Annotated in this window: 18 protein-coding genes; 8 read left to right on the top strand and 10 right to left on the bottom strand. The window is 52.3% G+C overall.

Translation table 11 applies throughout. The features are described 5' to 3' along the window. The first annotated feature begins 25 nt into the window (after positions 1 to 25). From JE47_RS0109335 to JE47_RS0109305, 7 genes are read left to right on the top strand one after another with little or no spacing between them, the layout of a single operon-like run. On the top strand, positions 26 to 778 hold the full coding sequence (locus JE47_RS0109335; protein ID WP_031459499.1) for a glycosyltransferase family 2 protein: 753 nt from the start codon (positions 26 to 28) through the stop codon (positions 776 to 778). A 27-nt stretch (positions 779 to 805) separates the two neighbouring features. Next, the gene (locus tag JE47_RS0109330) at positions 806 to 1264 is read left to right on the top strand and encodes an EamA family transporter (RefSeq protein WP_031459498.1); all 459 of its coding nucleotides are present in this window, start codon (positions 806 to 808) and stop codon (positions 1262 to 1264) included. Positions 1265 to 1296: 32 nt separating this feature from the next. Next, a complete protein-coding gene (locus JE47_RS0109325) occupies positions 1297 to 1905 on the top strand; it encodes an SIS domain-containing protein (protein ID WP_031459497.1) in 609 nt (202 codons plus the stop codon). Beyond that, the gene (locus JE47_RS0109320) at positions 1902 to 2999 is read left to right on the top strand and encodes a DegT/DnrJ/EryC1/StrS family aminotransferase (RefSeq protein WP_031459496.1); all 1098 of its coding nucleotides are present in this window, start codon (positions 1902 to 1904) and stop codon (positions 2997 to 2999) included. Before JE47_RS0109325 ends, JE47_RS0109320 begins: the two co-directional genes overlap by 4 nt. 21 nt (positions 3000 to 3020) lie before the next feature. Next, positions 3021 to 4367: an NAD(P)/FAD-dependent oxidoreductase gene (locus JE47_RS0109315; protein ID WP_031459495.1), complete on the top strand. Its 1347-nt coding sequence runs from the start codon at positions 3021 to 3023 to the stop codon at positions 4365 to 4367. Between the two features lie 7 nt (positions 4368 to 4374). Beyond that, positions 4375 to 5853, top strand: a complete 1479-nt coding sequence (locus JE47_RS0109310) for a sugar transferase (RefSeq protein WP_031459494.1) — start codon at positions 4375 to 4377, stop codon at positions 5851 to 5853. Between the two features lie 30 nt (positions 5854 to 5883). Beyond that, complete coding sequence (locus JE47_RS0109305) at positions 5884 to 6918, top strand: Gfo/Idh/MocA family protein (protein ID WP_031459493.1); 1035 nt, start codon at positions 5884 to 5886, stop codon at positions 6916 to 6918. Positions 6919 to 7066: 148 nt separating this feature from the next. On the opposite strand, the gene JE47_RS0109300 is transcribed toward JE47_RS0109305, so the two are convergent. Both JE47_RS0109300 and JE47_RS0109295 read right to left on the bottom strand, forming a co-directional pair. Continuing rightward, a complete protein-coding gene (locus JE47_RS0109300) occupies positions 7067 to 7954 on the bottom strand; it encodes an alpha/beta hydrolase (protein ID WP_152556031.1) in 888 nt (295 codons plus the stop codon). Then, the gene (locus JE47_RS0109295) at positions 7908 to 9650 is read right to left on the bottom strand and encodes an outer membrane protein assembly factor BamB family protein (protein WP_031459491.1); all 1743 of its coding nucleotides are present in this window, start codon (positions 9648 to 9650) and stop codon (positions 7908 to 7910) included. The genes JE47_RS0109300 and JE47_RS0109295 overlap by 47 nt, the downstream gene beginning before the upstream one ends. Positions 9651 to 9946: 296 nt before the next feature. Between JE47_RS0109295 and JE47_RS0109290 the strand changes: the two genes are divergently transcribed. Further along, positions 9947 to 11446 (top strand): ArnT family glycosyltransferase, encoded by a 1500-nt coding sequence (locus JE47_RS0109290; protein WP_031459490.1) that lies wholly within the window; start codon positions 9947 to 9949, stop codon positions 11444 to 11446. A gap of 142 nt (positions 11447 to 11588) precedes the next feature. On the opposite strand, the gene JE47_RS0109285 is transcribed toward JE47_RS0109290, so the two are convergent. From JE47_RS0109285 to JE47_RS0109250, 8 genes are all read right to left on the bottom strand, one after another. Next, on the bottom strand, positions 11589 to 13262 hold the full coding sequence (locus JE47_RS0109285) for a hypothetical protein (protein ID WP_031459489.1): 1674 nt from the start codon (positions 13260 to 13262) through the stop codon (positions 11589 to 11591). A 16-nt stretch (positions 13263 to 13278) separates the two neighbouring features. Beyond that, complete coding sequence (locus JE47_RS0109280) at positions 13279 to 14922, bottom strand: sialidase family protein (protein ID WP_031459488.1); 1644 nt, start codon at positions 14920 to 14922, stop codon at positions 13279 to 13281. Beyond that, positions 14919 to 16331 carry an O-antigen ligase family protein gene (locus JE47_RS0109275; RefSeq protein ID WP_031459487.1) on the bottom strand — a complete coding sequence of 471 codons (1413 nt, stop codon included), beginning with the start codon at positions 16329 to 16331 and terminating at the stop codon, positions 14919 to 14921. Before JE47_RS0109275 ends, JE47_RS0109280 begins: the two co-directional genes overlap by 4 nt. 9 nt (positions 16332 to 16340) lie before the next feature. Beyond that, on the bottom strand, positions 16341 to 17282 hold the full coding sequence (locus tag JE47_RS0109270) for a glycosyltransferase family 2 protein (protein ID WP_031459486.1): 942 nt from the start codon (positions 17280 to 17282) through the stop codon (positions 16341 to 16343). Continuing rightward, positions 17263 to 18480, bottom strand: coding sequence for a glycosyltransferase family 4 protein (locus JE47_RS0109265; protein WP_031459485.1), 1218 nt, complete (start codon positions 18478 to 18480; stop codon positions 17263 to 17265). Before JE47_RS0109265 ends, JE47_RS0109270 begins: the two co-directional genes overlap by 20 nt. An 81-nt stretch (positions 18481 to 18561) precedes the next feature. Then, positions 18562 to 19473 (bottom strand): glycosyltransferase family 2 protein, encoded by a 912-nt coding sequence (locus JE47_RS0109260; RefSeq protein ID WP_031459484.1) that lies wholly within the window; start codon positions 19471 to 19473, stop codon positions 18562 to 18564. Continuing rightward, complete coding sequence (locus JE47_RS0109255) at positions 19470 to 20792, bottom strand: glycosyltransferase family 4 protein (protein WP_031459483.1); 1323 nt, start codon at positions 20790 to 20792, stop codon at positions 19470 to 19472. The genes JE47_RS0109260 and JE47_RS0109255 overlap by 4 nt, the downstream gene beginning before the upstream one ends. 12 nt (positions 20793 to 20804) lie before the next feature. Further along, a partial coding sequence (locus tag JE47_RS0109250; RefSeq protein ID WP_031459482.1) for an oligosaccharide flippase family protein occupies positions 20805 to 21773 on the bottom strand: 969 nt, incomplete at its 5' end.

Raw genomic sequence — 21773 nt, 5'->3', positions numbered from 1 at the left:
TCTTTTGTTTTGGTAGGAGCTACCTGTGGCACACTACGATATTTCCATTGTCATTCCCTGTTATAACGAAGCCGAAGGGTTATCTATCATGCGTGACCGGCTCGGGCAAGCACTGACAGGTTTGCGTGAGCGCGGAAACGTGCAGCTTGTACTGGTCAACGATGGTAGTCGCGACGGAACAGGCGAACTTCTCGAACAAACATTCGGTTCCTGGCCCGATACTGTCATCCTTCATCATGCGACAAACCGCGGTCTGGGCGCTGCTCTGCGTACCGGTTTTGCCCATGCCATCGGCGAGATCATCGTCACCTGCGATAGTGATGGAACGTACCCGTTCAGTGAGATTCCTGCACTCTTAGCTCACCTTACGCCTGATGTTGACCTGGTAACTGCCTCACCGTATCACCCCGGTGGTGGTATCGAGAATGTGCCTGCCTATCGCGTCTTTATCAGCAAATCGGCCTCGCTCTGTTATCGATTGCTGGTCGATGCGCGTATTCATACCTACACTGCTCTCTTCCGTGCCTGCCGCCGCCATGTCATCGATCACATTACCACCCACGCAGATGGCTTTCTGATGGTCACTGAGTGGCTGGTTGAAGCTCTGCTCAGCGGGTATCGTGTTGCTGAGTATCCAACTACGCTACGGGTTCGGCAATACGGACAATCGAAAGCGCGGGTCTGGCAAATTACGAAAACGCACATTCGTTATATGACCAGTATTCTTCAGCGTCGCTTAACGCAACCACGGACAAAGGCCATTTCACACGGTCGATAAACGTTGATGATGAACGAAGAGGGTTCAATGCAACAGACCGAAGAAAATGTTATCAGACACAGCCCGCCAACGGTTACCGCCGGTATCGAGCAGCCAACGCGACGAAAGGGTACACTGGCGATGAGCACAATTATGTTGATCTTGATCGCGACGGCCCTGGGTGTCATCGGTCAGATGATGCTCAAGCAGGGTATGGGCGCAATGGGGCCGCTGGCTCTAAGCTTAGAGACGACACCGGGTATTATTTGGCGCATTGTGACCTCGCCGATGGTCATCGGTGGCTTGTTGGTATACGGGATCGGTACCTTCTTCTGGCTGATTACACTCTCGCGAATCGATCTTAGCGTGGCGTACCCCTTTGTCAGCCTCAATCACATCATCATTTTTCTCCTGGCATGGCTGGTCCTTCACGAGCAGGTCAATCCATTACGAGCTGCGGGTGTCATCGTTATTTGTGCCGGTATGTTAATGGTTGCGCGTTCGTGAAACGCTGTTGAAGTTGAACGGGGGGAGGGGTTATGAACGATCTTCCATCGTATGTTGCACAGACATGCCAGACTCTCGAACAATTGCCACTCTTTGAATTGCAACAGGTAGCCGATGCTATCTGGGATGCTTATCAACGTGATTCAACCATTTTCATTTGCGGAAACGGTGGTAGTGCGGCAACTGCCTCGCATTTTGCCTGCGATCTGACCAAGTGGACGATAAAACCGCAAACGCGCCGGGTGCGAGCGATTGCGTTGACAGACAACATTCCCTTGATCACTGCCTGGTCTAATGATCAAAGCTATGCCGACGTGTTCGTCGAGCAATTGCAATCCCTCTACCGGGATGGCGACATCATCATCGCGATTTCCGGCAGCGGCAACTCGGCCAACGTCGTGCGGGCTATCGAATGGGGCAATAGCGTTGGCGCCATCACCATCGGTATTACCGGCTTTGATGGCGGCAAACTGTACCGCATTGCCCGCATTGGTCTGCACGTCAAAAATCACTTTATGCCTCTGGTTGAAGATATTCATAGCGTTATCTGTCACGCATTGGCAGTTAATCTGGGTCGCCAGATAGAAAACGCTCTACAATCAGCGACATTGCAGGCCAGAGAAGTAGGAGGTCGGCGATGATACCGGTTTCCCGACCACTCATCGGCCCCGAAGAAGAAGAAGCCGTCTTGGCAGTATTGCGATCAGGGATGATTGCACAAGGGCCGGAAGTTGAGCGTTTTGAAGCCGAATTCGCCGCTCTGTGCGGCACTCGTTACGCCGTGGCAGTGATGAATGGCACCACTGCGCTCTACCTGGCGCTGCTGGCACACAATATTGGTCCAGGCGACGAAGTGGTTACGACGCCGTTTAGCTTTATTGCAACTGCTAACAGCATTCTCATGACGGGTGCGACACCGGTTTTTGTTGATATTGATCCCAAAACCTACAACATAAACCCCGATCTGATTGTAGCCGCGATTACTTCACGTACACGAGCGATTATGCCGGTACATCTATATGGACAACCGGCAGACATGGCGCCGATTGTCGAAATTGCCCGGCGTTATCACCTGGCAATTATCGAAGATGCTGCGCAGGCGGTTGGCGCAACCTACCGTCAGCAACCGGTCGGTAGTTTTGGGGTGGGGTGCTTCTCGCTCTACGCGACCAAGAATGTTACCAGTGGCGAGGGCGGTATGATTACGACGAATGATCCGGCTATTGCCGACCGCTTGCGTCTCTTGCGCAGCCACGGTAGTCGCGTTCGCTACTATCACGAGATGCTCGGTTATAACTTCCGTATGACCGATCTGCAAGCGGCTATTGGCCGTGCCCAACTGGCGAAATGCGAACGGTTTACGGCGCAGCGGATTACCAACGCGACATTCCTCAATGAGCACATTCGCCATCCGGCGGTGATTACGCCGTATGTACGACCAGATGTGCGTCACGTCTTTCATCAATATACGATCCGGGTGATCGGCGACCGTGATGCTGCGATCAAACAGTTGAATGCAGCCGGTATCGGTACGGCAATCTTTTACCCTTTACCAATTCCGCAGCAACCCCTCTATCGGAAGTTGGGAATTGAGGCGGAAACACCCGTCGCAGACCGTATAGCTCGTGAAATTATCGCCTTGCCGGTACACCCGGCGCTCAATGCCGACGAGCTGCACCAGATCGCTGCCGCAGTGAATGCACTGACCGTAAATGAGCCAGTGCTGGTTGCCTGAAATCGGATATTGGGGGGGAGTATGGTTGATATTATCGGCGGCGGCATTCTTGGCCTCAGTCTGGCCTACGAGTTGCTGAAACGCGACATACCGGTGCGGGTTTGGGAACGCGCATCAACGCTAGGTGGTCTGATGGGGCGTACCCGTTTCCCTGAACTTGGTGGGCTAGAGTGTGATCGCTACTATCACGCAATCTTGAGTAGCGATCGCACCTTGATGAGCCTGTTCGATGAATTAGGACTACGCCAGCGTCTGCGCTACACCGCGACCAAGATGGGCTTTTACCACGATGGCCACATCTATCCAATGTCCACGCCGCTCGAATTTCTTCGTTTCCCGCCCTTGCGTCTGATTGACCGCTTGCGCCTCGCCTACACCATTCTTGCCTGCCGTCGTATCAAAGACTGGCGGCGCCTCGAACAGATACCGGTTGCCGAATGGCTAACCCGCCTCAGCGGTGAACGCACGGTGCGCCATGTCTGGGCGCCGCTCCTGCGGGCGAAATTTGATGGTGATTTCAGTCATGTACCGGCAACTTATATCTGGTCGCGATTGGTACGGACTACCGACACTCGCACCAAAGGCGGTAGTCGAGAGGTAATGTGTTACCTGCCTAACGGCTATCAGGAACTGATCGATGCCCTGGCAGTCGCCATTCGGCAGCGTGGTGGGCAGATCGAGTTAAACGCCACCGTTGAAACGCTTCGATTAGCAGACAATCGGGTAACCGGTCTGGTTGTCAATGCTCAAGAGATTTCGGCCAGCAATATTGTGATCACCGCGCAAACCCCGATTGCCCGTCGCCTGTTGCCACCAGAAGCGGCGATGGTTTCTGAGCGTTGGGGTCAGCTCGATGGCTTTCTGGGTATTGTCTGCATGCTTCTGGTGATGCGGCGACGGTTGACGCCTTACTACACGCTCAATATCACCGACGAGCGCATTCCTTTTACAGGCGTCATCGAAACCACAAATCTGATCGATCCCCAGTATGTCGGCGGTTACCACCTTGTCTACCTGCCCAAATATGTCGCCGCAACCAGCCCGTTTGCCCGCATGCCCGATGATGAACTGCGCACGGTCTTTCTCAGCTACCTGCGCCACATGTTCCCCGACATTCGCGACGAAGACATTCTTGCCATCCGCATCGGTCGTGAACGGTACGTTGAACCAATCCATCCCATCGGTGCGACTGATCGTATTCCACCGATCACCAGTGACATTGAAGGTCTCTTACTGGCAAACACTGGTCAGATTTATCCGCAACTGACTAATGGCGAATCAGTATGTGCGTTTGCCCGTTCTGTGGCAACGCAAATACTTCCTCTGGTGAAGAATACGCCATCGGCAGCAATATCATTATGTTCTTGAGGTTGCTATGGGCATAACCGGCGTTGAACTAACTCCTGTCGCGTATGACCGTTCCCGTCATCAGACCATTGAGTATCAGAAGATAGCACTTCTCGCTGCGCTGATCCTGGGTGATGCCCTGGTGGTTGCGACAAGCTTTGTGCTCGCCTACATTGTTCGTTTCTTCACCAATCTCCCGATCTTTGTCGAAGGTGCTATGCAGCCAGAGTTCTACGCACCCTTCATCGCCATCCTCGTTCCGTCCTGGATTGCGCTGTTTGCTCTGCATGGTTTGTACCAACATACGGCCTTATTCAACGGAACCCAGGAATATCATCAAATCTTTGATGCGTCGAGTAAGGGGATGCTTCTAGTCGTTACTTTAACCTTCTTTATCCCCGACATTGTCATTGCCCGTGGCTGGCTAATCATGAGTTGGTTTCTGAGCTTCAGTCTGACCATGCTATGGCGGTTTAGCTTTCGGCGCATCGTGTATCGGTTTCGTGAACGTGGCTACCTGACTGAGCGTGTCTTGATTATTGGTGCAACCGAAGAAGGACAAGCCATTGCCGAGCAGTTGTGTACCGAACGACGGGCTGGGGCCCAGATCATCGGCTTTATTGACGATCGGCTACCGTTAGGTAGCGACGTAGGAGGAGCCGGGCTTCGCGTATTGGGCACAACCGGTGATTTTGTTCGCCTGGTCGAACAATGTGCTATTGAAGCAATCATTATCGCCGATACAAACCTGATTCGCGAGCGCCTGATCAATCTTGATGGTGCGATGGATGTGCTCAATCGCCTCGAAGTTCGGCTGGCCCCTGGGTTGTTCGACCTGCTCACCATTGGGGTTCAGGTTCGTGAACAGGGTGCAGTACCCCTGTTGAGTCTGAATAAAACGCGCATTACCGGTATTCACGCTGTTGGTAAATGGCTTATCGACAGATTGGGAGCATTGTGCGGTCTGATTCTGTTAGCCCCGCTCTTCCTGATTGTCGCAATAGCCATTCGGCTCGATAGTCCTGGCAGTATCTTTCACCGGCGGCGCGTGATGGGGGTTGGATACCGTCAGTTTGATGCGTTCAAATTCCGCACGATGTACGTTGATGGCGATCAGCGGTTAACTCCAGCCCAACGTGAAGAGCTGGCCCGCCATGGGAAGCTCAAAGATGATCCACGAGTGACCCGTGTCGGTAAGTTTCTGCGGCGCACCAGTATTGATGAATTACCGCAATTGATCAATGTTTTACTGGGGCAGATGAGTCTGGTTGGGCCGAGAATGATCACCGCCGCCGAAATGCACCATTTTGGCCGTTGGCAGCATAATCTCCTCACGGTACGGCCAGGCTTAACTGGATTGTGGCAAATCAGTGGGCGTAGCAACCTTGGCTATGCTGATCGCGTCCGACTTGACATGCACTATATCCGCAATTATTCGATCTGGCTTGATCTGTTGATTATCTATCGCACGATTCCGGCCCTCTTGAAGGGGGAAGGAGCATATTGAGACTGTTTTAACCATAGGGGGAGGGGAGCGATGTCACGCCACATTCTTCGTGCTGCGGTTATTGGCGTAGGCAGTATGGGCCGCAATCATGCCCGTGTCTATGCGAGCATGCCCGACGTTGAACTGGTTGCCGTCTGTGATACCGATTATGCTGCGGCCACCAGTCTGGCTAATATTTACCGTTGTCGCATCTATAGCGATTACCGTGATATGATGGCAAGCGAGGAGCTTGATCTGGTCTCGGTTGTAGTTCCCACCAAATATCACTTTGCCGTCGCCAGTGCTGCGATTGCGCACGGTATTCATGTGCTGGTGGAAAAACCCATTGCTGCTACCGTCGAACAGGGCTGGTTGCTGATTGAAGCGGCGCGTCGCCAGGGCGTGATTCTCACTGTCGGCCATATCGAACGCTTTAATCCGGCCATCATTGTCCTGAAAGAACAGCTCGATAAGCACGAGCTGGGGAACCTCTTCCAGATTATATCGCGTCGGGTCGGGCCATTTCCAGGAAGAATTAGAGATGTTGGCGTAGCTATGGATCTGGCAACGCATGAAGTAGACATTCTCAACTACCTGATCGGCTCGCCAATTGTTCGCATGCATGTTGAATTACACCGTCACCTTCACCAAAGCCACGAAGATATTATTTCCGTATTGCTCCGGTTTGAGAACGGTGTCATTGGCATCCTCGACATCAACTGGCTCACACCGACGAAGATTCGCGAGTTGAGTGTTATTGGTGAACGGGGCATGTTCGTTGCTAACTACTTAACTCAAGACCTGACCTTTTACGAGAACGATTCGTGTCAGGGGCAGGCCTGGCCGGAGCTGGCCCTGCTTGGTGTCAGTGAAGGGCGAAGCATTCGCTTGAAGATTGCACGCCGTGAACCTCTTTATGAAGAGCTACGTAGCTTTTGCGATGCAGTCCGTTACGGTATGGCGCCGGTTGTTAGTGGTGAAGCGGGTGTGGCAGCGCTTGAAATTGCGAATCAGATTGTCAAGGTTGGGTTGCGCGAACAACCGGCATCTGGACTGATCGAACGGGCACTGGCAGTCGGTGGGTGAAGGGGGCTTTTCAACGTTTTGCCCCTGCCCGGCCGTGCACGGTAGAGGCAGCTTCGGTCCTCTCACCTGCTCGCCAGGGCTTTTCAACGTTCGCACTCCACCCAACAGCGATAAGGAGGCGAGCGGAGAGGAAAGCGAAGTACGCCGCTCATAGCATGCGCGCAGCGCTGCTGCGCCCCGACCGATCTTCTCCTGGTGTCCCAGGTCCATCTGGCGGGCATTGCCGTCCGTCCAACCATTCTATCAGGCTTGCCATTGCACCGCGATGGTAACGATGAACCCAGTCCGGATCACTCCAATCAATTGGACCATCCCGGATGTCGAACAGCGTATGCTCGGCTCCTTCAGCGACGTAGAGACTGGCTCCGTATGACCAGTGAGCGTTATGGGCAGCCACTGCGCCTGGACCAATCCGCTGCAACTCCGGTTCACTGTCGGCAACGATCACATGCACGGGTGCTGCAATCGCAGGGATCTCTTCTGGTCCTAGCAAATTTGAAAGCAGGGCCACGCCGCAAGGTGGAGTTGCCGCAACATATTCGGCGAATAATTCAGCGACATACCGCGTACCGATACTCTGCGCAACGATGAATACTCGTTGGGGGTCAATGCCAGCCTGATCGACGGCAGTACGATAAGCGGCCAGCGCATCAGTCGCTTCACAACAACCATATGTACCGGTGCTAGCGCCGGTGCCACGTTTATCGAAACGGAAAACAGCATAGCCGTCGGCTACCAGCAATTCGGCCAGATAACCGTAGGCATCACGGTCGACCGGTCCTGAGTGATGAATGATCACAACCAGCGCCGGACGTTCCTGATTGCGTGGCAGGGTCAACTCACCGGCCAGGGTGGTGCCATCATCAGCCGTAAAGCGCACTTCGCGTCGTTCGGCACTGATCGGATCGAGCGCCGGTGTAGGTCGTGCTTCCGGTTGGTGCGATACGGCACAACCCATAACCAGGAACATGATCAGGCTTATTGCCAGTCTATGGCAGGGTAGCCCGTTGCGGAGCAAGTGCAATAATTGCGCCATCAACACTCTTCCAATAGAGAACGCCGTTCTCATCAATCGCCGGTCCGAATACCGGTGGGGTGAAAAACAAGTCGTAAACTTGCGTCGTGTAGAAGTAGATGTAGAATCCTGGATCGAGCAGGTAGCCACGACCTGGGTCTTCGTGTCTTGTTCCACAATAATGTTGAGCGCTATTTAGTTGATCGCATGTGCCAGGCATAAGCGTATTGGTCACACCGACCAGTTTCGTGGTGAGAATTGGATTGCTCGCACTATCTCCACGACTCGGTGAACGATCGGTGATCTTCACTCCAGCCATAGCCATCCAGTGAGAGTAAAAAAGTGCATCACCTGCCATCGTCATTGAACCTAATTCGTCGACCGGCATCCGCCATTGCCAGCCATTTTTATCCACATCGATAAAGCGGATATTGCCCGTACTGAGGTCCATCTCGCCCACAGCGCCCTCTTCACGGCTGTCACAATTCGTTGGCGAGAGGCATGCCTGGCTACTCCGCCATGTTACATAGGCTACCTCGCTCCCGTCATCAAGCTGTCGAATGACGGCTTGCGGGGGTGTTGAGTAGTAATCATCATTGTTACCAATCCCGCCGCCAAGCACTGGCGCTACGTAGCGCGGTTGACCGGTTGCCAGATCGAGGACGAAAAACGATTGATATTCTGGTTGCTGGGTCAAGAAGGCGCGGATTTCTTCGAGCGTGTCAGTTTGATCGCGATCTGGCGCCCAGGTACGCTGCCACAGAAAGTACGAACGAATAATCACTACTCCCTGTGTCTCGGCAACTGCCGGGTACGTATCAGGAAATGCCGTCCATTGCCGTTGTGGGTCGCGTCCGGCATTGACTGATCTGCGCCAGACTTGGCTGCCATCACTGACACGAATAGCACGTACCGTCTTATCCTCGGTGGCAATGATGATCATTCCGCCATTCCGAGCCGTGTACGCTGGTGAGGCAAGAATGCCAGCGCCTGGGTTGAATGACCAGCGAAGACTTAGATCGGTTGCATTGAGGGAAACCAGCCGCCCACTGGTACCTTCGCCGTTATTGCGCCCCTTATCGATGATCGAGCCAACGTAGATAACATCATCGACCAGCAGGGGCGACATCTCGATCGGGCCGCCAATATCATACGAATTCATGATGGTACCGTCACTCGCCCTCAGACTGTAGATGCGACCATTGGTTGATCCAACAAAGATACGTCGTAAGCCGGGATGGTAGGCTACCGTTCCTAAAACCTTTCCCCCTACCGATCGACTCCAGGCCAGGGTGCCATTATCGACCCGAATAGCCCGAACAATACCATCGCTATGACCAACGAACACGAACCCTTCACCGATAACCGGTTGCACAGCTTTAGGTAAATCGAGGTGATCAACCGCGGGACCTGCATTACCACCACCCGCCGGACCATTCCAGATCCAACGAAACCGGAATGGTCCCTCAACCCGTATTGGTGTGTAACCAGTACGCTGCGGATTAGCGGCCAGTTGATACCAGCCAACTGTTCGTGGTGAGTTGACAATAAATGGTAAATAGACTTTCGATTGGTGTTGGACCGGTGAAATGGTCGAGGCTACGAGCGATGGTTGGGGTGCGGAATGGCTCAGATTGAGCGGGTGAAGACTCGTTATGAACACTACTGTTAAAGTGAGCACACTAACGGTTGCAATGAAGACGACCATCGTTTTCATATTTGCTCCCTTCATTACAGAACCAGTCATCAGCGATCGCGGGGAGAACGGAGGGGTGGGAAGTGATCTTGCTCCTAATTATAGAGTGTCGTCGGTGTATAGTGGGATAGGACATTAGTACTTATTAGTCATAAGTGCTATCCCAAGAATATATTGAAAAGTATTATATATTACTATTGACAATCTATTATTTTGTGATATTTTCATGATCAATCGGTTGATTAAATAATAATAAATTAATTGTTCTAAATTATACAATTTATGGCTGTTAAATCTTTTTGTATCAATTTTTAAATATGAAACGATATTTTTATGCTCATATCTTCATAGAACTACTGCTCCTACTCCTGGGTGTTCTCCTGGTCGGATACAACATCGAGGGTTATCCGGCTTTTACCGCGCTTGATGAAGGGTTTCATCTCTATTTTGCGAAACAGGTTGCCGAACACGGCACGTGGGCGCTGGCAACGCAAGATGGCTACCGGGCATACTGGCGCGACTCGACCGGGTTACTTATCCTGGGACCAATCATTCTTGTGTTCAAGCTCTTTGGTCCTTCGCTAGGTTTGGCGCGCTGGGTGATTGGCATATTTCTAGTCCTGGGTATATTCATTATTTATCGAGCTATTAATGAGTGGTACGGAATGCTAGTAGCAATCCTAGCTGTCGCTTTATTTCTATTCTTTGGCCCGCCGTGGCTCAACAGTGTCACGATGGGGCGCTGGGTGTATGGTGAGCTGCCGGCGCTGGTGCTGTTCATTGCGGGATGTTGGCAGTGGGGGCACGCTGTGGAACAACGTTCGCAACGTTTGTCGGGTGCGAGTCTCATCTTTGCGCTTGCGGTATTGGCCAAGGATCTCTTTGCACCGCTCATTATGACCACAATGATCGCCGTTTTCATATATGATCGTTGGCATGGCGGCGTTATTCGTGTGCGTCATATAGGATTGCCAGTTATAATGTGTCTGATAGCACTTGGTGGATGGTCATTATGGCAATATACGGTTAGTTTACCGTATGAATCTGGTCATCAGCATAATATTTTCCATTTGTCACTGAGCCGAATCGTTGTTCTTTCGCCAGATATTAGCGTAAACAATGTTAAGTTTCTCTATGATAGTGGTGTATTAATTGCAATTCCAGCCGCTTTATATGTCGCATTCCTTCGTCAACACGAGCCAAAACTAGCTCATTTAATGCTTCCCTTCTCCCTCTTCATCTGGTCAGTCTGGTATACGATATTTTCGATAGGATGGCCACGTTATGCGTATCCTATTTGGGCCATCGGTGGGGTGCTGTTGTCAGTTGTGCTCAGCGATATTGCGAAGCAATGGTATATCATGATCGATGCAAAGAGTGTATTTCAGCGTATTGTATACCTTATGTGCGTAGGAATGGTTCTATTTATTGTGGTGTTATGGCCGGCACAAAATACTGTTCGCCGGTTGGCCGAACAACTCAATAATGATGCGCCGAATATGGCTACTTATATCGATGACAATATTCCGCATCATACCAGAATCGTATCCAGTCAATGGGAGGTATCGTTCTACAGCTCGCGAACATATATCCCGATTCCTGATGAGTATTATGAAGCGAAGATTGCTGAACAATCGAAGCGATTCTTGCCAATCACGCATTTTACAGATATGAATGACTTGAATGCTGCGTACTTTCTCGACGGCTCAGAAAATCGTAATGTTGAAATGATACCTGATCATGTCTTGCACCGTGACTATGAGCCTGTTTTTCAGAACGATTCATATTGTTTGTATCGCTTGAAAAATGTGAAATAGTGATTTAATCCTATGATGTTTCTTGTAATGCCTGAGAAATTGTTCGTAAAACGTCTTGCAGATGTCTTTCTCTCCACAACGATCCTCAACTTAACTCGTGCCATCCTCATCAGAGGTCAGAAAGCGAACCGATGTAGCCTATTTATCTTGACCTGAAACGGTAGATCGATACGGTTGCGTTTTCATATACCGGCTCTAAATCGCTAGCACTCTGCCTGCCAAACGCGACCCGATCACCATCGCGATCACGCATCACCACATACGAGACATGAAATTCTGCAAGCAATTGACGACGTTTATCAGCAGGGGTGCCCGGATCGAGCACAATTCGCGAGTTTTCGCGCTTGGTGAAGAAGTCAAGTGTCCCTGCCCAGTGGGCGACGTAAGCACGAGCATCACTCCAGACAGGTACAAACTGTCCAAACTCGATGTCGGCCAGTACTACGTCTTCGGCGGTTGCCTGCGATTGGAGCCATTGCAAAGCTGCTATTTCGTCATTGGTCAGGTACAGTGGTTGTTCGTAGCGTGACAGGTAGACGAAGCGCCATCCCTGGATGTAGATGCTGGTAATGATACTTAATCCGAAGACGGCAATGAGACCTGTGTACAGTGCCCAACGACCGCGTTGACGTAACGCCGGTATCAGACGTTCGTCAATGGCGATGGCTGCCAGGATCATCATCGGTACTTGCAGGCCGAGCAGCATGTGAATCTGAAATTTGAGTGGTAGATACATTAAGCCGAAGTGTATCACGAACCACGATACCAGAAAGATTTGTCGATCATCGGCACTACGAAACATCTCGCGCCGTAGCCCGGCTACCGCTAGCAAGAGGGGGACACCCAGCAAAATGAGGAGCAGGATCGGATTGGGTGTAAACACGCCGGCATTATCAAACTGTTCGAGCTTACGCCCCCATGTTGGTTCATTTGTGACCAGAAAGGCCAGGTAGAGGGCGCCGGGTGCTGAGAACAGTACCAGGATGACACCGTACCGAAACAGTAATGTCGGAAAACGCCGATCACGCCACCAGATGAGGAGTCCGAACAATCCTAGCGCACTATAGATGATGAGCAGATCGTAGGCGTGTTGAAGGGCCAGGATAGCGCCAACAAAGCCAGCAGCAACAGCGTACCGGGATTGTTTGTTCCGCCAGGCCATGAGCATCAAGCTGAAAATTATGATGATCAATGCCAGTGCCATCGTAAAATGTGGAAAGGCTTGCATGATCATCAATGTGTTGGGTTCGGCAGTATAGATGCTGATCGGAAAGGGAGCCTCTGGTAAGCCGACCGCATATTTGACAAATATCCAGATCACGCCTAGCCCGCCACTCGTCACAATCAGCCAGAAGGCGATCTGACGTTGCCGAGGCCGATCATTGATCAGACTGAGGAAAAATAGCAGGCTGATGAGGAGAGTGAGGATAGCGATCATTCGGAGTATCGTATAAGCAGTAATGTATGATACGCCAGTTGTGACGCTAAAGCGCGCAGTTACCCACCAGAGCAGATTAAAGAAGGCCGGTTCGTTCGCTTCCGGTGTCAGTCGATTGGCGGCCAGGTTGCTGTGAGTGAAGCTCCGCATCCAGGCGAAATACTGATTGTGATCGGCTACTCCATCGACAACGCCCATAAATTGGCGGTCAGGTGGCGCGGTGACAAAAGCAAAGATGATGGGCGCCCAAATGATAAGCTGCAAGCCGAGGATGACCAGACCATAAAAGCGCCATTCAGCGGCTTGCAGACTCACCATTGGGTGCCGGATTGCAATCTGAGCAGTGCTGGTTGTATCTGCCGAGGGGATAGTTGCCATAGTATACTCCGTCATATCAATATTGTCGTGAGCGAATCCAGATGACCAATCCGCCAATGATGCCGATAAGACTGATGCTGACGGCAAGGGCAATACCGATGGTTGATAATCCACGTAATTCCCAGTTCATCGGTTCTTGCAGCACTGGTGAGTTCCGTATTTCTTCAGGTAACGCGACGGGTGTGGCCGTTGGTAATGGTGCCATCCCTGCTGCTACAGTTGGTATTGGGGGAAGCGGGGTTGGTGTAAAGAGTGGTATTCCTGGCCGTGCCGGCAGGTTGAGTCGGGCAGTGCTATACCAGATTTGATGAATTGGTCGGTCTTGTGGTCGATCACCTTCAAACAGCCGTGAACGGGTAAACCAGACTGCATGAAGCTGATTTCCGTTGTAGATTGCCAACCGAGGCAATTCGGGATAGAGTTGGTTTTGCATAATAATGCGTGGTGGTAGCCAGCGGGTGCCGTCAAATACGATGTGAATAAGCGCTGGTGGGGTGTCAGTCGTCGCTGTCGCCGTAAAGCCAACCATCAACAGGTGGATATTATTCGCGCCATCGGCAGCCAGGCTATAGTAGTCGAGATTGTTGTCGTTTATATCACGTGCCCGCACGTAAGGTAGCTCAACCGGTGGTGTCCAGGTATCACCACCATCGAGGGAGCGTTGGAAGTACAGCCGATTATTGTGCACACCACGATAGACTACAAACGGATTTCCCTCACTATCGACTGCCAATGCTGTTTGTTGGATCGCTTCGAGGGGTGGCACAGTTCCTTCGTTCGGGGTTCGTCGGCGTTGTTGCCGTAATACTTGCACAACGGCTGATGGTAAACTGAATCGAACCGGAGCTGTCCATGTTAGCCCTCCATCATCAGAACGTCGGTAGACACCGTAGTGCGGTTGACCCTGACCGATATACCAGTCTGCCCCTTCATCCCAGACGAGATGAATCCGATTGCGGTTATCCACCCATACTTGGGGGCGATTATCGCCTAAATCGCTTTGCGAAACAGCAACAACAGGTGACCATGTAACACCATTATCTGTTGAACGTCGGTAGAAAAGGTCTCCGCATTGGAAGCATTCCGGGTTGTTATTTTCCGTTACCCCGTCACTCCAGAACGCATGTAAGCCGCCGTTGAGATCGGCTGCTAACGCGACGTAATAGCCACTATCGCTGATAGTTCGTGGTTCTGACCATGTCGTTGGTTGTTGGGCCACGTTCCAGGGCGCATAAGCATAGACAATTCTGATCCCTGCCCGGTAAAGAAGATGGAGATTTCCATCACGTCCCAGGGTGATGCTGGTTCGCACCGTATACCCTCCGGTGCCTGGCGCCATTAATTCCCTGACCGGCTCCCAACTTCCATCCGCATTACGCCGTCGGTACATCAGCAGATCAATTGTGCCGCCTTCGCGCTGGTCAACAATGAGACCACCATACCAGACGACATGGACACTCCCGTCTGGGCCGAGGGTCATATCGGGCAACCATGACCAGCCATACCGACGGTCAAGCTGATCGAGTGGTACCTGGCCGTACTGTGGCGGGGAGAGTTCGATAGGTTGTGTCCAGAATCCTTGCCCACGTGCAGTATGATCAGCGCTAAAACTGCATGCAATTGCAATTACAACTGCAACGAGGGCGAATCGCGCCTTCATGTCTCTGTCTGCCTCTTTATCATTTGTCGGATACTGATTAGCAAACCAACAAAGATCCAACTGTACATGGTGTATCTATAGCCAGGCACCCCCTGGTTGTAGAGAAAAGGTAATACCCAGTCACCCAGCATCATCGAGAACTGTGCGGCTGCCCAGCCACTCGTTGCGACAATCGCCGTTGTGCGTAGGATACCGACCGGTGCCATCCAAATGGTTTGCCAGCCGTAATACAGACTTACTATCGCAAACCACAGCCAGATTCCCGAACCGACTACCCCAAATTGAGCCAGGATATCGAAGTAGTTGTTATGTGTCGAACGAGCATCATAGCGGAAGTAGGTCATGTTGTAGATTGCATACCCACCGACTCCTGTGCCAAAGAGCCAGTGATGGCGTACCACCCAAAGATTACGCGCCCAGATTTCGAGACGATCTAAACCACCTTCTTCTACATTATCGTTAATAACCTGTTCCACGTAATATCTACCCGGACCTACCGCTAGATTGAGAGCAAATGCGAGTAACAGGATGAAAAAGATACGACGTGAGGTAAGAAAAGCCATGATGAACAAGCCAACAATTGTTGGCAGCCAGCCCGAGATCCAGAGCGAGTTCCGCAAAGCTGCCAACCAGAGATGCCAGCAGAGGATTATGGTACCGATCAATTTCCAACGCCAGTGTATTCCTGGTTGCAAATAGGTGATTCCAGCCAGTGGCAGCGCAAACCAGAGACCCCATAACCCCATATCGACCAGGATAACGTGATCAATCCCAAAGGTTTGCGCTGCTGTCATGAGCAAGCCGCATACAATAAACATGCCCAGGTAGACCTTGATCTGCCATTCATGCTGAATGAAACGCCCAACGAGCAAGGGGATGCTTAACAATCCCAAAAATGAGAGAAGTGAAGCAATCTGGGCAAGGCGAAAATTGCCCATAATCCACCAGTCAACAATCGGATCGGCCCAGAGCAGACCCCATGGCACGGAGAAAATACAGATCGCCATCATCGCCAATAGCGGCTTGTTGAGTGGAGATGGAGCCAGTTGCCATGTCCGTCGTGTGATCATGCTCAAAATCCAGCCCCCACTCAGGGCCAGCGTTAAGAGCATACTGATCGGTAATTCACTCCCATTACCGGCTGGAACTGCCAGTGGACGCATTGCCAGCCCGGTGAGGGGTAAGATCAGCACAAACCACTCAAACCGATACAGGAGGAGGGTGAACCCGACGATTACCACTGGCAAGGCAAGGAGTGCCAATCCGATCAGTTGGCGATTGGTGCCAAACATGATCCCGATCAGCGTGCTGTAGACGAGCAATCCGCTAAGGAAGCCCCCTAACACAAGTGGTCGTGGCAGGCGCTCGATCCAATGAGGTGTCTCGATATGGCGCAAGAACGATTGCATCGCCGTATCCTAAAATGTTTCGGCTAACACTGGCTGTTTCAGTTTGCGGCCAATGGCCGCCCAGAGCAAGCCGCCATCACGCACAAATTGTTCCCCAACCGGATGGTGTCCACCGTTCCAGGCAATCACGATACTCCCGATGGCCGCTTTAATCAGAAAAATCGTCTGGAGTCCGTATCCGAGCAAGCGTGCAGTTCCCTGGCCGTAGTGTTTGGCGAAGAAACGCAATTTACTAAAGTAAAGCTCTGCCTTCATACGGGTTGCAGCCTGTTTACTGCTTTGCCCGCCAAAGTGGATAATGCTGGCAGCAGGCAGATAGCAGATCGGCCAGCCGGCGCGCTTGATCCGGTAGCACCAGTCAACTTCTTCAGTATACATAAAATATGCTTCGTCAAGTAGTCCAACGTGCGTCAATACTTCACGCCGCAAGAGTAGCGCTGCGCCATCTAACCAGTCGGTTTCATAAGCCGGTGAACCGTCAAGGGTTGGATACCGACGCCGCCAGCGTATCTTTTTCCCGGTTAGTTCGGTCAGCAGGTTTGGGAAACAGGCCCACGATGGTTGCAATGAGCCATCGGCGTTGAGGAGTTTTGGCCCAACAACACCAACTATGGGGTGGGTGTCGAGGAAATGAACCAGACGACTGATCGATTCGGGTTGGGCAATCGTATCACTGTTTAGCAACATAACGTAGCGTCCACTACTGGCCCGGATAGCCTGGTTGTTGGCAGTGGCAAAGCCTCGATTATCAGGGTTGGCAATGATGAATACATCCGGGAAGTATCGTTGGACAGCATCCACGCTGCCATCGCGTGAACCGTTATCGACAACCCAGATTTCGGTTTCCAGACCTTTGGTCGCTGCCGGTAGCGCTGCAAGGCAGTTAAGCAGCAGTTGACGTGTGTTCCAATTGACAATAATGATACTAACGTCAGGCTTCGGCCAGGTCATAGCGTCTCGTCCTTTGTTTGGTAACCTCTGTCAAAACTTCCTCTAAACGAGGGATGATCACCCGCCAGTCGTAACGGGCCAGCACGGCTTGTCGTCCAGCTTCGCCAAGGCGGCGAGCGAGAGGTGGATCACTGAGCAGGCGGCTGGTAGCAAGGGCAAAATCCATCGGAGTGTTCGCCAGCAGTAAATGCTCACCGTTGTTGAGGATAAGGCCTTCCGCACCCTTGCTCGTACTGACGACCGGTACGCCCAGAGCCAGGGCCTCCAGAATCTTGAGCCGGGTTCCTCCGCCTTCCCGAATGGGGCAAACCTCAACGGCATGGCGTGAGATCACAGCTCGAATATCATCAACATAACCGGTAAATTCAACACCATTTGCTGCTGGAAGTAATGCCTGCTGTTCGGCAGTTACCTTACCGGTGATTCGGAAACGTGCCATTGGATGGTGTGCGCGGATCAGGGGCCAGATACGATAGAGAAAGTAGCTAACCGCATCAAGATTGGCGCTATACGAGAGTGCACCAGGGTAGATGAGGGTGTCGGGTTCGGGACAATACGTGTAGGCAGTACAGGTCTTACCATCGATCCCATTAGGAATAACAACCAGCGGCGGGGTTCGTGGGCCGGTAATCTGCCGTACCAGGTCTGCCTCTTTTTCAGAAACCGTCGTAACAGTGGCAAAGTGGGGAAGGATTGTCGCAATATAGCGCCGATGCTGTATCGCAGTCAAGAGGCTGCGTAATCGGTGTAACCCGTGCTTGTTGCGGTAATCCTCTAGGATGGCAGCCAGTTCTAGCTCTTCAAGGACTCGTGGTATCTGGGGAACCAGACAGGCATAAGGGGCAACATCGATCTGCAAGGCCAAGACAACATCAGGTTGCCATCGGTTCGCAGCATCCAGCACGACCTGGGCAAAGGCGGTACTCCACCGCACCCGTACCGAAGCCGGTTTGCTGCTCGTCAGGCTGCCGAGTCGATCACGGAGGGAGAGCGGTCGATCAGGCCGCTCAAATACCTGCCACGAACGACACAGACGACTGATCTCGGTTGTTCGTATGGTTGTGGTCGGCTCCTGGCTAAATGCGATGAGATGGAGCTGATGTCGTTCGGCTAATCCACGGAGAATCGCCATCGCCCGTAATCGTGAACCGTTGTCGTCAGGTTCAGGCCACCAGGTTGAAAGAACGAGGATGCGCATAGGTCTTGCTTTTCCAGGTACACATTTGCCAATCATAGACTCATCTGATCAACCTGCATCACCCCTCGGCGCTCGCGCACGTTAATCTGCCAGTACCGGCGCTGATCCAAATCGACCACGCCAGAAGTCAATCCATGCTAGCCGCATACCGACACGTCCTTTGCGGGTACGCCACTTTGGACGTAGACAGAGACTCAGGTAGGTACGCAGGTCTTGCACAATAAGCACATGCAACCAGGTACGCCAACTGGCCCCAGTCACCCGCAGAAAGAGGAGTCGGTTGCGGGTCATGTAGTAAGCGAGATATTCCCGGTCAAAGCGGGCATTGAGCGGAATTTTGTGCCAGACTTTGGCTAATGGCGTGAAGTAGCACGTATAGCCTGCCCGGCTGGCTCTGACACACCATTCCGTCTCTTCAAAGTACATAAAAAATCGCTCATCGAATAGACCAATTCGTTGCAGCACATCGACACGTATCAGCATAGCGCAGCCGGTGATGAAATCGACCGTGCGGGCTTCGTATTGCCCGCAGTCCTCTTCTTCACCCGCCATTCGACAAATTCCATGCCGCCAGTCAATGTTACCCCCCGCCGACCAGACCCGCCTGGGTGCAGCGTGATAGTAGATGATCGGTCCGACCGCCGCGATTCGCCGGTCTGTTTCAGCAGCACTCACCAGATGGTCGAGCATATCAGGGGCCACTTCAGTGTCATTGTTGAGCAAGAGCACGTAGTTATAACCGTGTGCCTGAGCGTAGCGCAAGCCTACATTGTTGCCTGCGGCAAAGCCCAGATTCGCATTATTTTCAATCACAATTGTGCGTGGAAATGCTGTCCGTACTTTTATCGGTGTCTCGTCATGCGAGGCATTATCAACAACAATCACATCGTAGCGCTCGACCGGATAGACCAATCGGTCAAGTGATTGCAAACATGCGAGGGTGTCATGAATACCGTTGTAGGTCAGGACAACAATCGCAACCCGTGGTTTCATCCAATTCCTCGTGATGCGGTACGACGCTCGACCAGGGCAGTGTAGTGTTGGAAGATGATCTGCATTTCCTCATCAAGCAATGGTGGTGGTTGAATACCATCACGCAGTCGTTCCAATAAACCGGCTTCAGTCCGCAGTCGTTGTAATTGGCGCGCCAGATCACGGCTGTCGCCTGTGGTGAACAGTAGCCCGTCTACCTCATCCTGCACGAGTTCGACCAATCCACCTGATCGTGAGGCAATCACCGGACGACCGGCAGCACGTGCTTCAAGAACGACGATTGGGCTGTTCTCGTACCAGATCGATGGCACCACTAAGACATCTATCTGTTCTAACACATTGGGCAACTGATCGTGACTAAACTTGCCGGCCAGATGGATACGGGTATCCCCGCCGATCAGATGGTGCAAGCTGCGGGTATATGCCGGATGCTGATCGAGATTCCCGAATATTCTCAATTCGATGGGTTTCCCATTGGGTGGCAAACGTTTGAGTGCCCTGATCAGAAGATGGATACCTTTATGAGGCGCAATTTGGCCAATATACCCCAACCGTATCGTTGATCCTGCCTGCACTGGTGGGATGCTGGCGAATGATTCGTGCGGTAGGCCCAGGCGAATGGTCTGAACCGGTATATGCCATTCCTTAAACAGATTGGCTAAAAACTGTGAGGGTGAAATAACGAGATCGGCCTGGGCCAATGCTGCGCGTAATGTGTCGCGTCGTGCCTGTTGCCTAGTACGCTCTGTCTGCCCCGCAAGAGCGATCCAGACCTTCCCTGCCAGACCGGCGCTGAACCGAGCCGGCCAACGGTAACTCCGTTGATCTAAGTGGAGACACCAGGCACATTCTGCGGGATCAGCAGGTGGCTGCGGGCATAGTGAACCATCTCCGCGCAGCAAGGTAATCCGTGGGCAGAGAAACCAGTAGTCGTGGAGGGTAACAACCGTAGGGATGCCCTGAGCGTAAGCTGCCCTGAGTGCACCAATCCCGATCAAATAACCACTATGCAAATGCACAATGTCGGGTTGAAAGATCTGTACCCGCTGTGCGAACCAGGCGGCAATAGCCAGATTATCGTAACTCCACTGCGCTGGTGCATCTTGCAAGCCGAGATGTAAGCGCCAGACTGGTATCCCTGCGTATTGATCAAGTGCGACATCGACACCGAATGGTTTCGTTACATCGATTGTCTCAACACAAACAACTTCGGCTTGATGACCGTGCCGCAAGAGTGCACGTGCCAGCCGCATCACATACAATTCAGCACCAGCGCTATATCGCGGCGGAAAATGATGAACTGCCAGCAGGATTCTCATTACAAGCTCTCCTTAGCGCCGCGTCAAGATCAGATTGCGCACAAACGATACTTCTTCTGCCCCAATGATTCGCAGACCAACCAATAGCCCGCCGTAGAGGATACCGCCACTCCCAATGACTAGCCATACCGGCCATTCACGTACCAAATACACAACGCTCGCCATCACACCCACAGCGATGGCGGTACGATACAGCGCCTGCCAGCGCATACGACGCAATTGATCACGCAAGAGCCAGATATATTGCACCGCCAGGACTGCTTCGGTGATAACGGTAATGATTGCTGCGGCGACTGCGCCATAACGCGAAGTAAAGATAAGGTTTGCGATAACATTAACTCCGCTGCTGATCATGATCGAACGTGCCACCAGTGCTTCGCGGTCGGCGATCACTACCACGTAGCCGAGAAATTCGGTCAGAAACATCAGCGGTAATGTCCAGATCAATAGTGCCAGTAAGGGTATGCTTGCCGTATACTGCTCACCAAAAAGAAAGAGCGTTAGTGGCTTGGCCAGAATAAATCCCCCGACGGTGACAGGCAGTGCCACCATCAGGAGGTAGCTCATAATCCGTTCGTAGATGCGCGGGAGGTGTGCCGGATCTATTTTGGCCTGACGCGACAATGAGGGATAGAGGGCAGTATTCAAGACATTCGAGAGGGTAACCAGCGAGAAGATCAGGTTGTATGCTGCGTTGTAATAACCGGTGGCACTATCACCGAAGCTGATGTTGAGAACGACCGTATCGAATCGGTACGAAAGCCCTAACGTCAGGCCAATCACCCCAAACGGAAAAGCTGCTCGCAACAGATGCAGCCAGCGCTCGCGTCGCCAGCGTCCTGGTGTCGCACCCAGTTGCCACAAGGCCCGCACCACCAGCCCGGTCATTACTGCCACACCGATCATGGTAGCGAAGATCAAACCGTAGTAACCCAGTCCCAGCCACAGCGCCAGTCCGCCTAGCGTCACGAAGATTAGTTG

This window comes from Chloroflexus sp. MS-G, from assembly GCF_000735195.1.
GTDB lineage: Bacteria > Chloroflexota > Chloroflexia > Chloroflexales > Chloroflexaceae > Chloroflexus.
This window is presented reverse-complemented; position numbering and strand designations above follow the sequence as displayed.

What these genes read in the sequence shown, in the direction of transcription:
- JE47_RS0109310 (WP_031459494.1), top strand. Translation starts at nt 4,375, where the DNA reads ATGGGCATAACCGGCGTTGAACTAACTCCTGTCGCGTATGACCGTTCC.
- JE47_RS0109295 (WP_031459491.1), bottom strand. Translation starts at nt 9,650, where the DNA reads ATGAAAACGATGGTCGTCTTCATTGCAACCGTTAGTGTGCTCACTTTA.
- JE47_RS0109305 (WP_031459493.1), top strand. Translation starts at nt 5,884, where the DNA reads ATGTCACGCCACATTCTTCGTGCTGCGGTTATTGGCGTAGGCAGTATG.
- JE47_RS0109280 (WP_031459488.1), bottom strand. Translation starts at nt 14,922, where the DNA reads ATGAAGGCGCGATTCGCCCTCGTTGCAGTTGTAATTGCAATTGCATGC.
- JE47_RS0109300 (WP_152556031.1), bottom strand. Translation starts at nt 7,954, where the DNA reads ATGGCGCAATTATTGCACTTGCTCCGCAACGGGCTACCCTGCCATAGA.
- JE47_RS0109260 (WP_031459484.1), bottom strand. Translation starts at nt 19,473, where the DNA reads ATGAAACCACGGGTTGCGATTGTTGTCCTGACCTACAACGGTATTCAT.
- JE47_RS0109290 (WP_031459490.1), top strand. Translation starts at nt 9,947, where the DNA reads ATGAAACGATATTTTTATGCTCATATCTTCATAGAACTACTGCTCCTA.
- JE47_RS0109320 (WP_031459496.1), top strand. Translation starts at nt 1,902, where the DNA reads ATGATACCGGTTTCCCGACCACTCATCGGCCCCGAAGAAGAAGAAGCC.
- JE47_RS0109255 (WP_031459483.1), bottom strand. Translation starts at nt 20,792, where the DNA reads ATGAGAATCCTGCTGGCAGTTCATCATTTTCCGCCGCGATATAGCGCT.
- JE47_RS0109275 (WP_031459487.1), bottom strand. Translation starts at nt 16,331, where the DNA reads ATGCAATCGTTCTTGCGCCATATCGAGACACCTCATTGGATCGAGCGC.
- JE47_RS0109285 (WP_031459489.1), bottom strand. Translation starts at nt 13,262, where the DNA reads ATGGCAACTATCCCCTCGGCAGATACAACCAGCACTGCTCAGATTGCA.
- JE47_RS0109315 (WP_031459495.1), top strand. Translation starts at nt 3,021, where the DNA reads ATGGTTGATATTATCGGCGGCGGCATTCTTGGCCTCAGTCTGGCCTAC.
- JE47_RS0109265 (WP_031459485.1), bottom strand. Translation starts at nt 18,480, where the DNA reads ATGCGCATCCTCGTTCTTTCAACCTGGTGGCCTGAACCTGACGACAAC.
- JE47_RS0109270 (WP_031459486.1), bottom strand. Translation starts at nt 17,282, where the DNA reads ATGACCTGGCCGAAGCCTGACGTTAGTATCATTATTGTCAATTGGAAC.
- JE47_RS0109325 (WP_031459497.1), top strand. Translation starts at nt 1,297, where the DNA reads ATGAACGATCTTCCATCGTATGTTGCACAGACATGCCAGACTCTCGAA.
- JE47_RS0109330 (WP_031459498.1), top strand. Translation starts at nt 806, where the DNA reads ATGCAACAGACCGAAGAAAATGTTATCAGACACAGCCCGCCAACGGTT.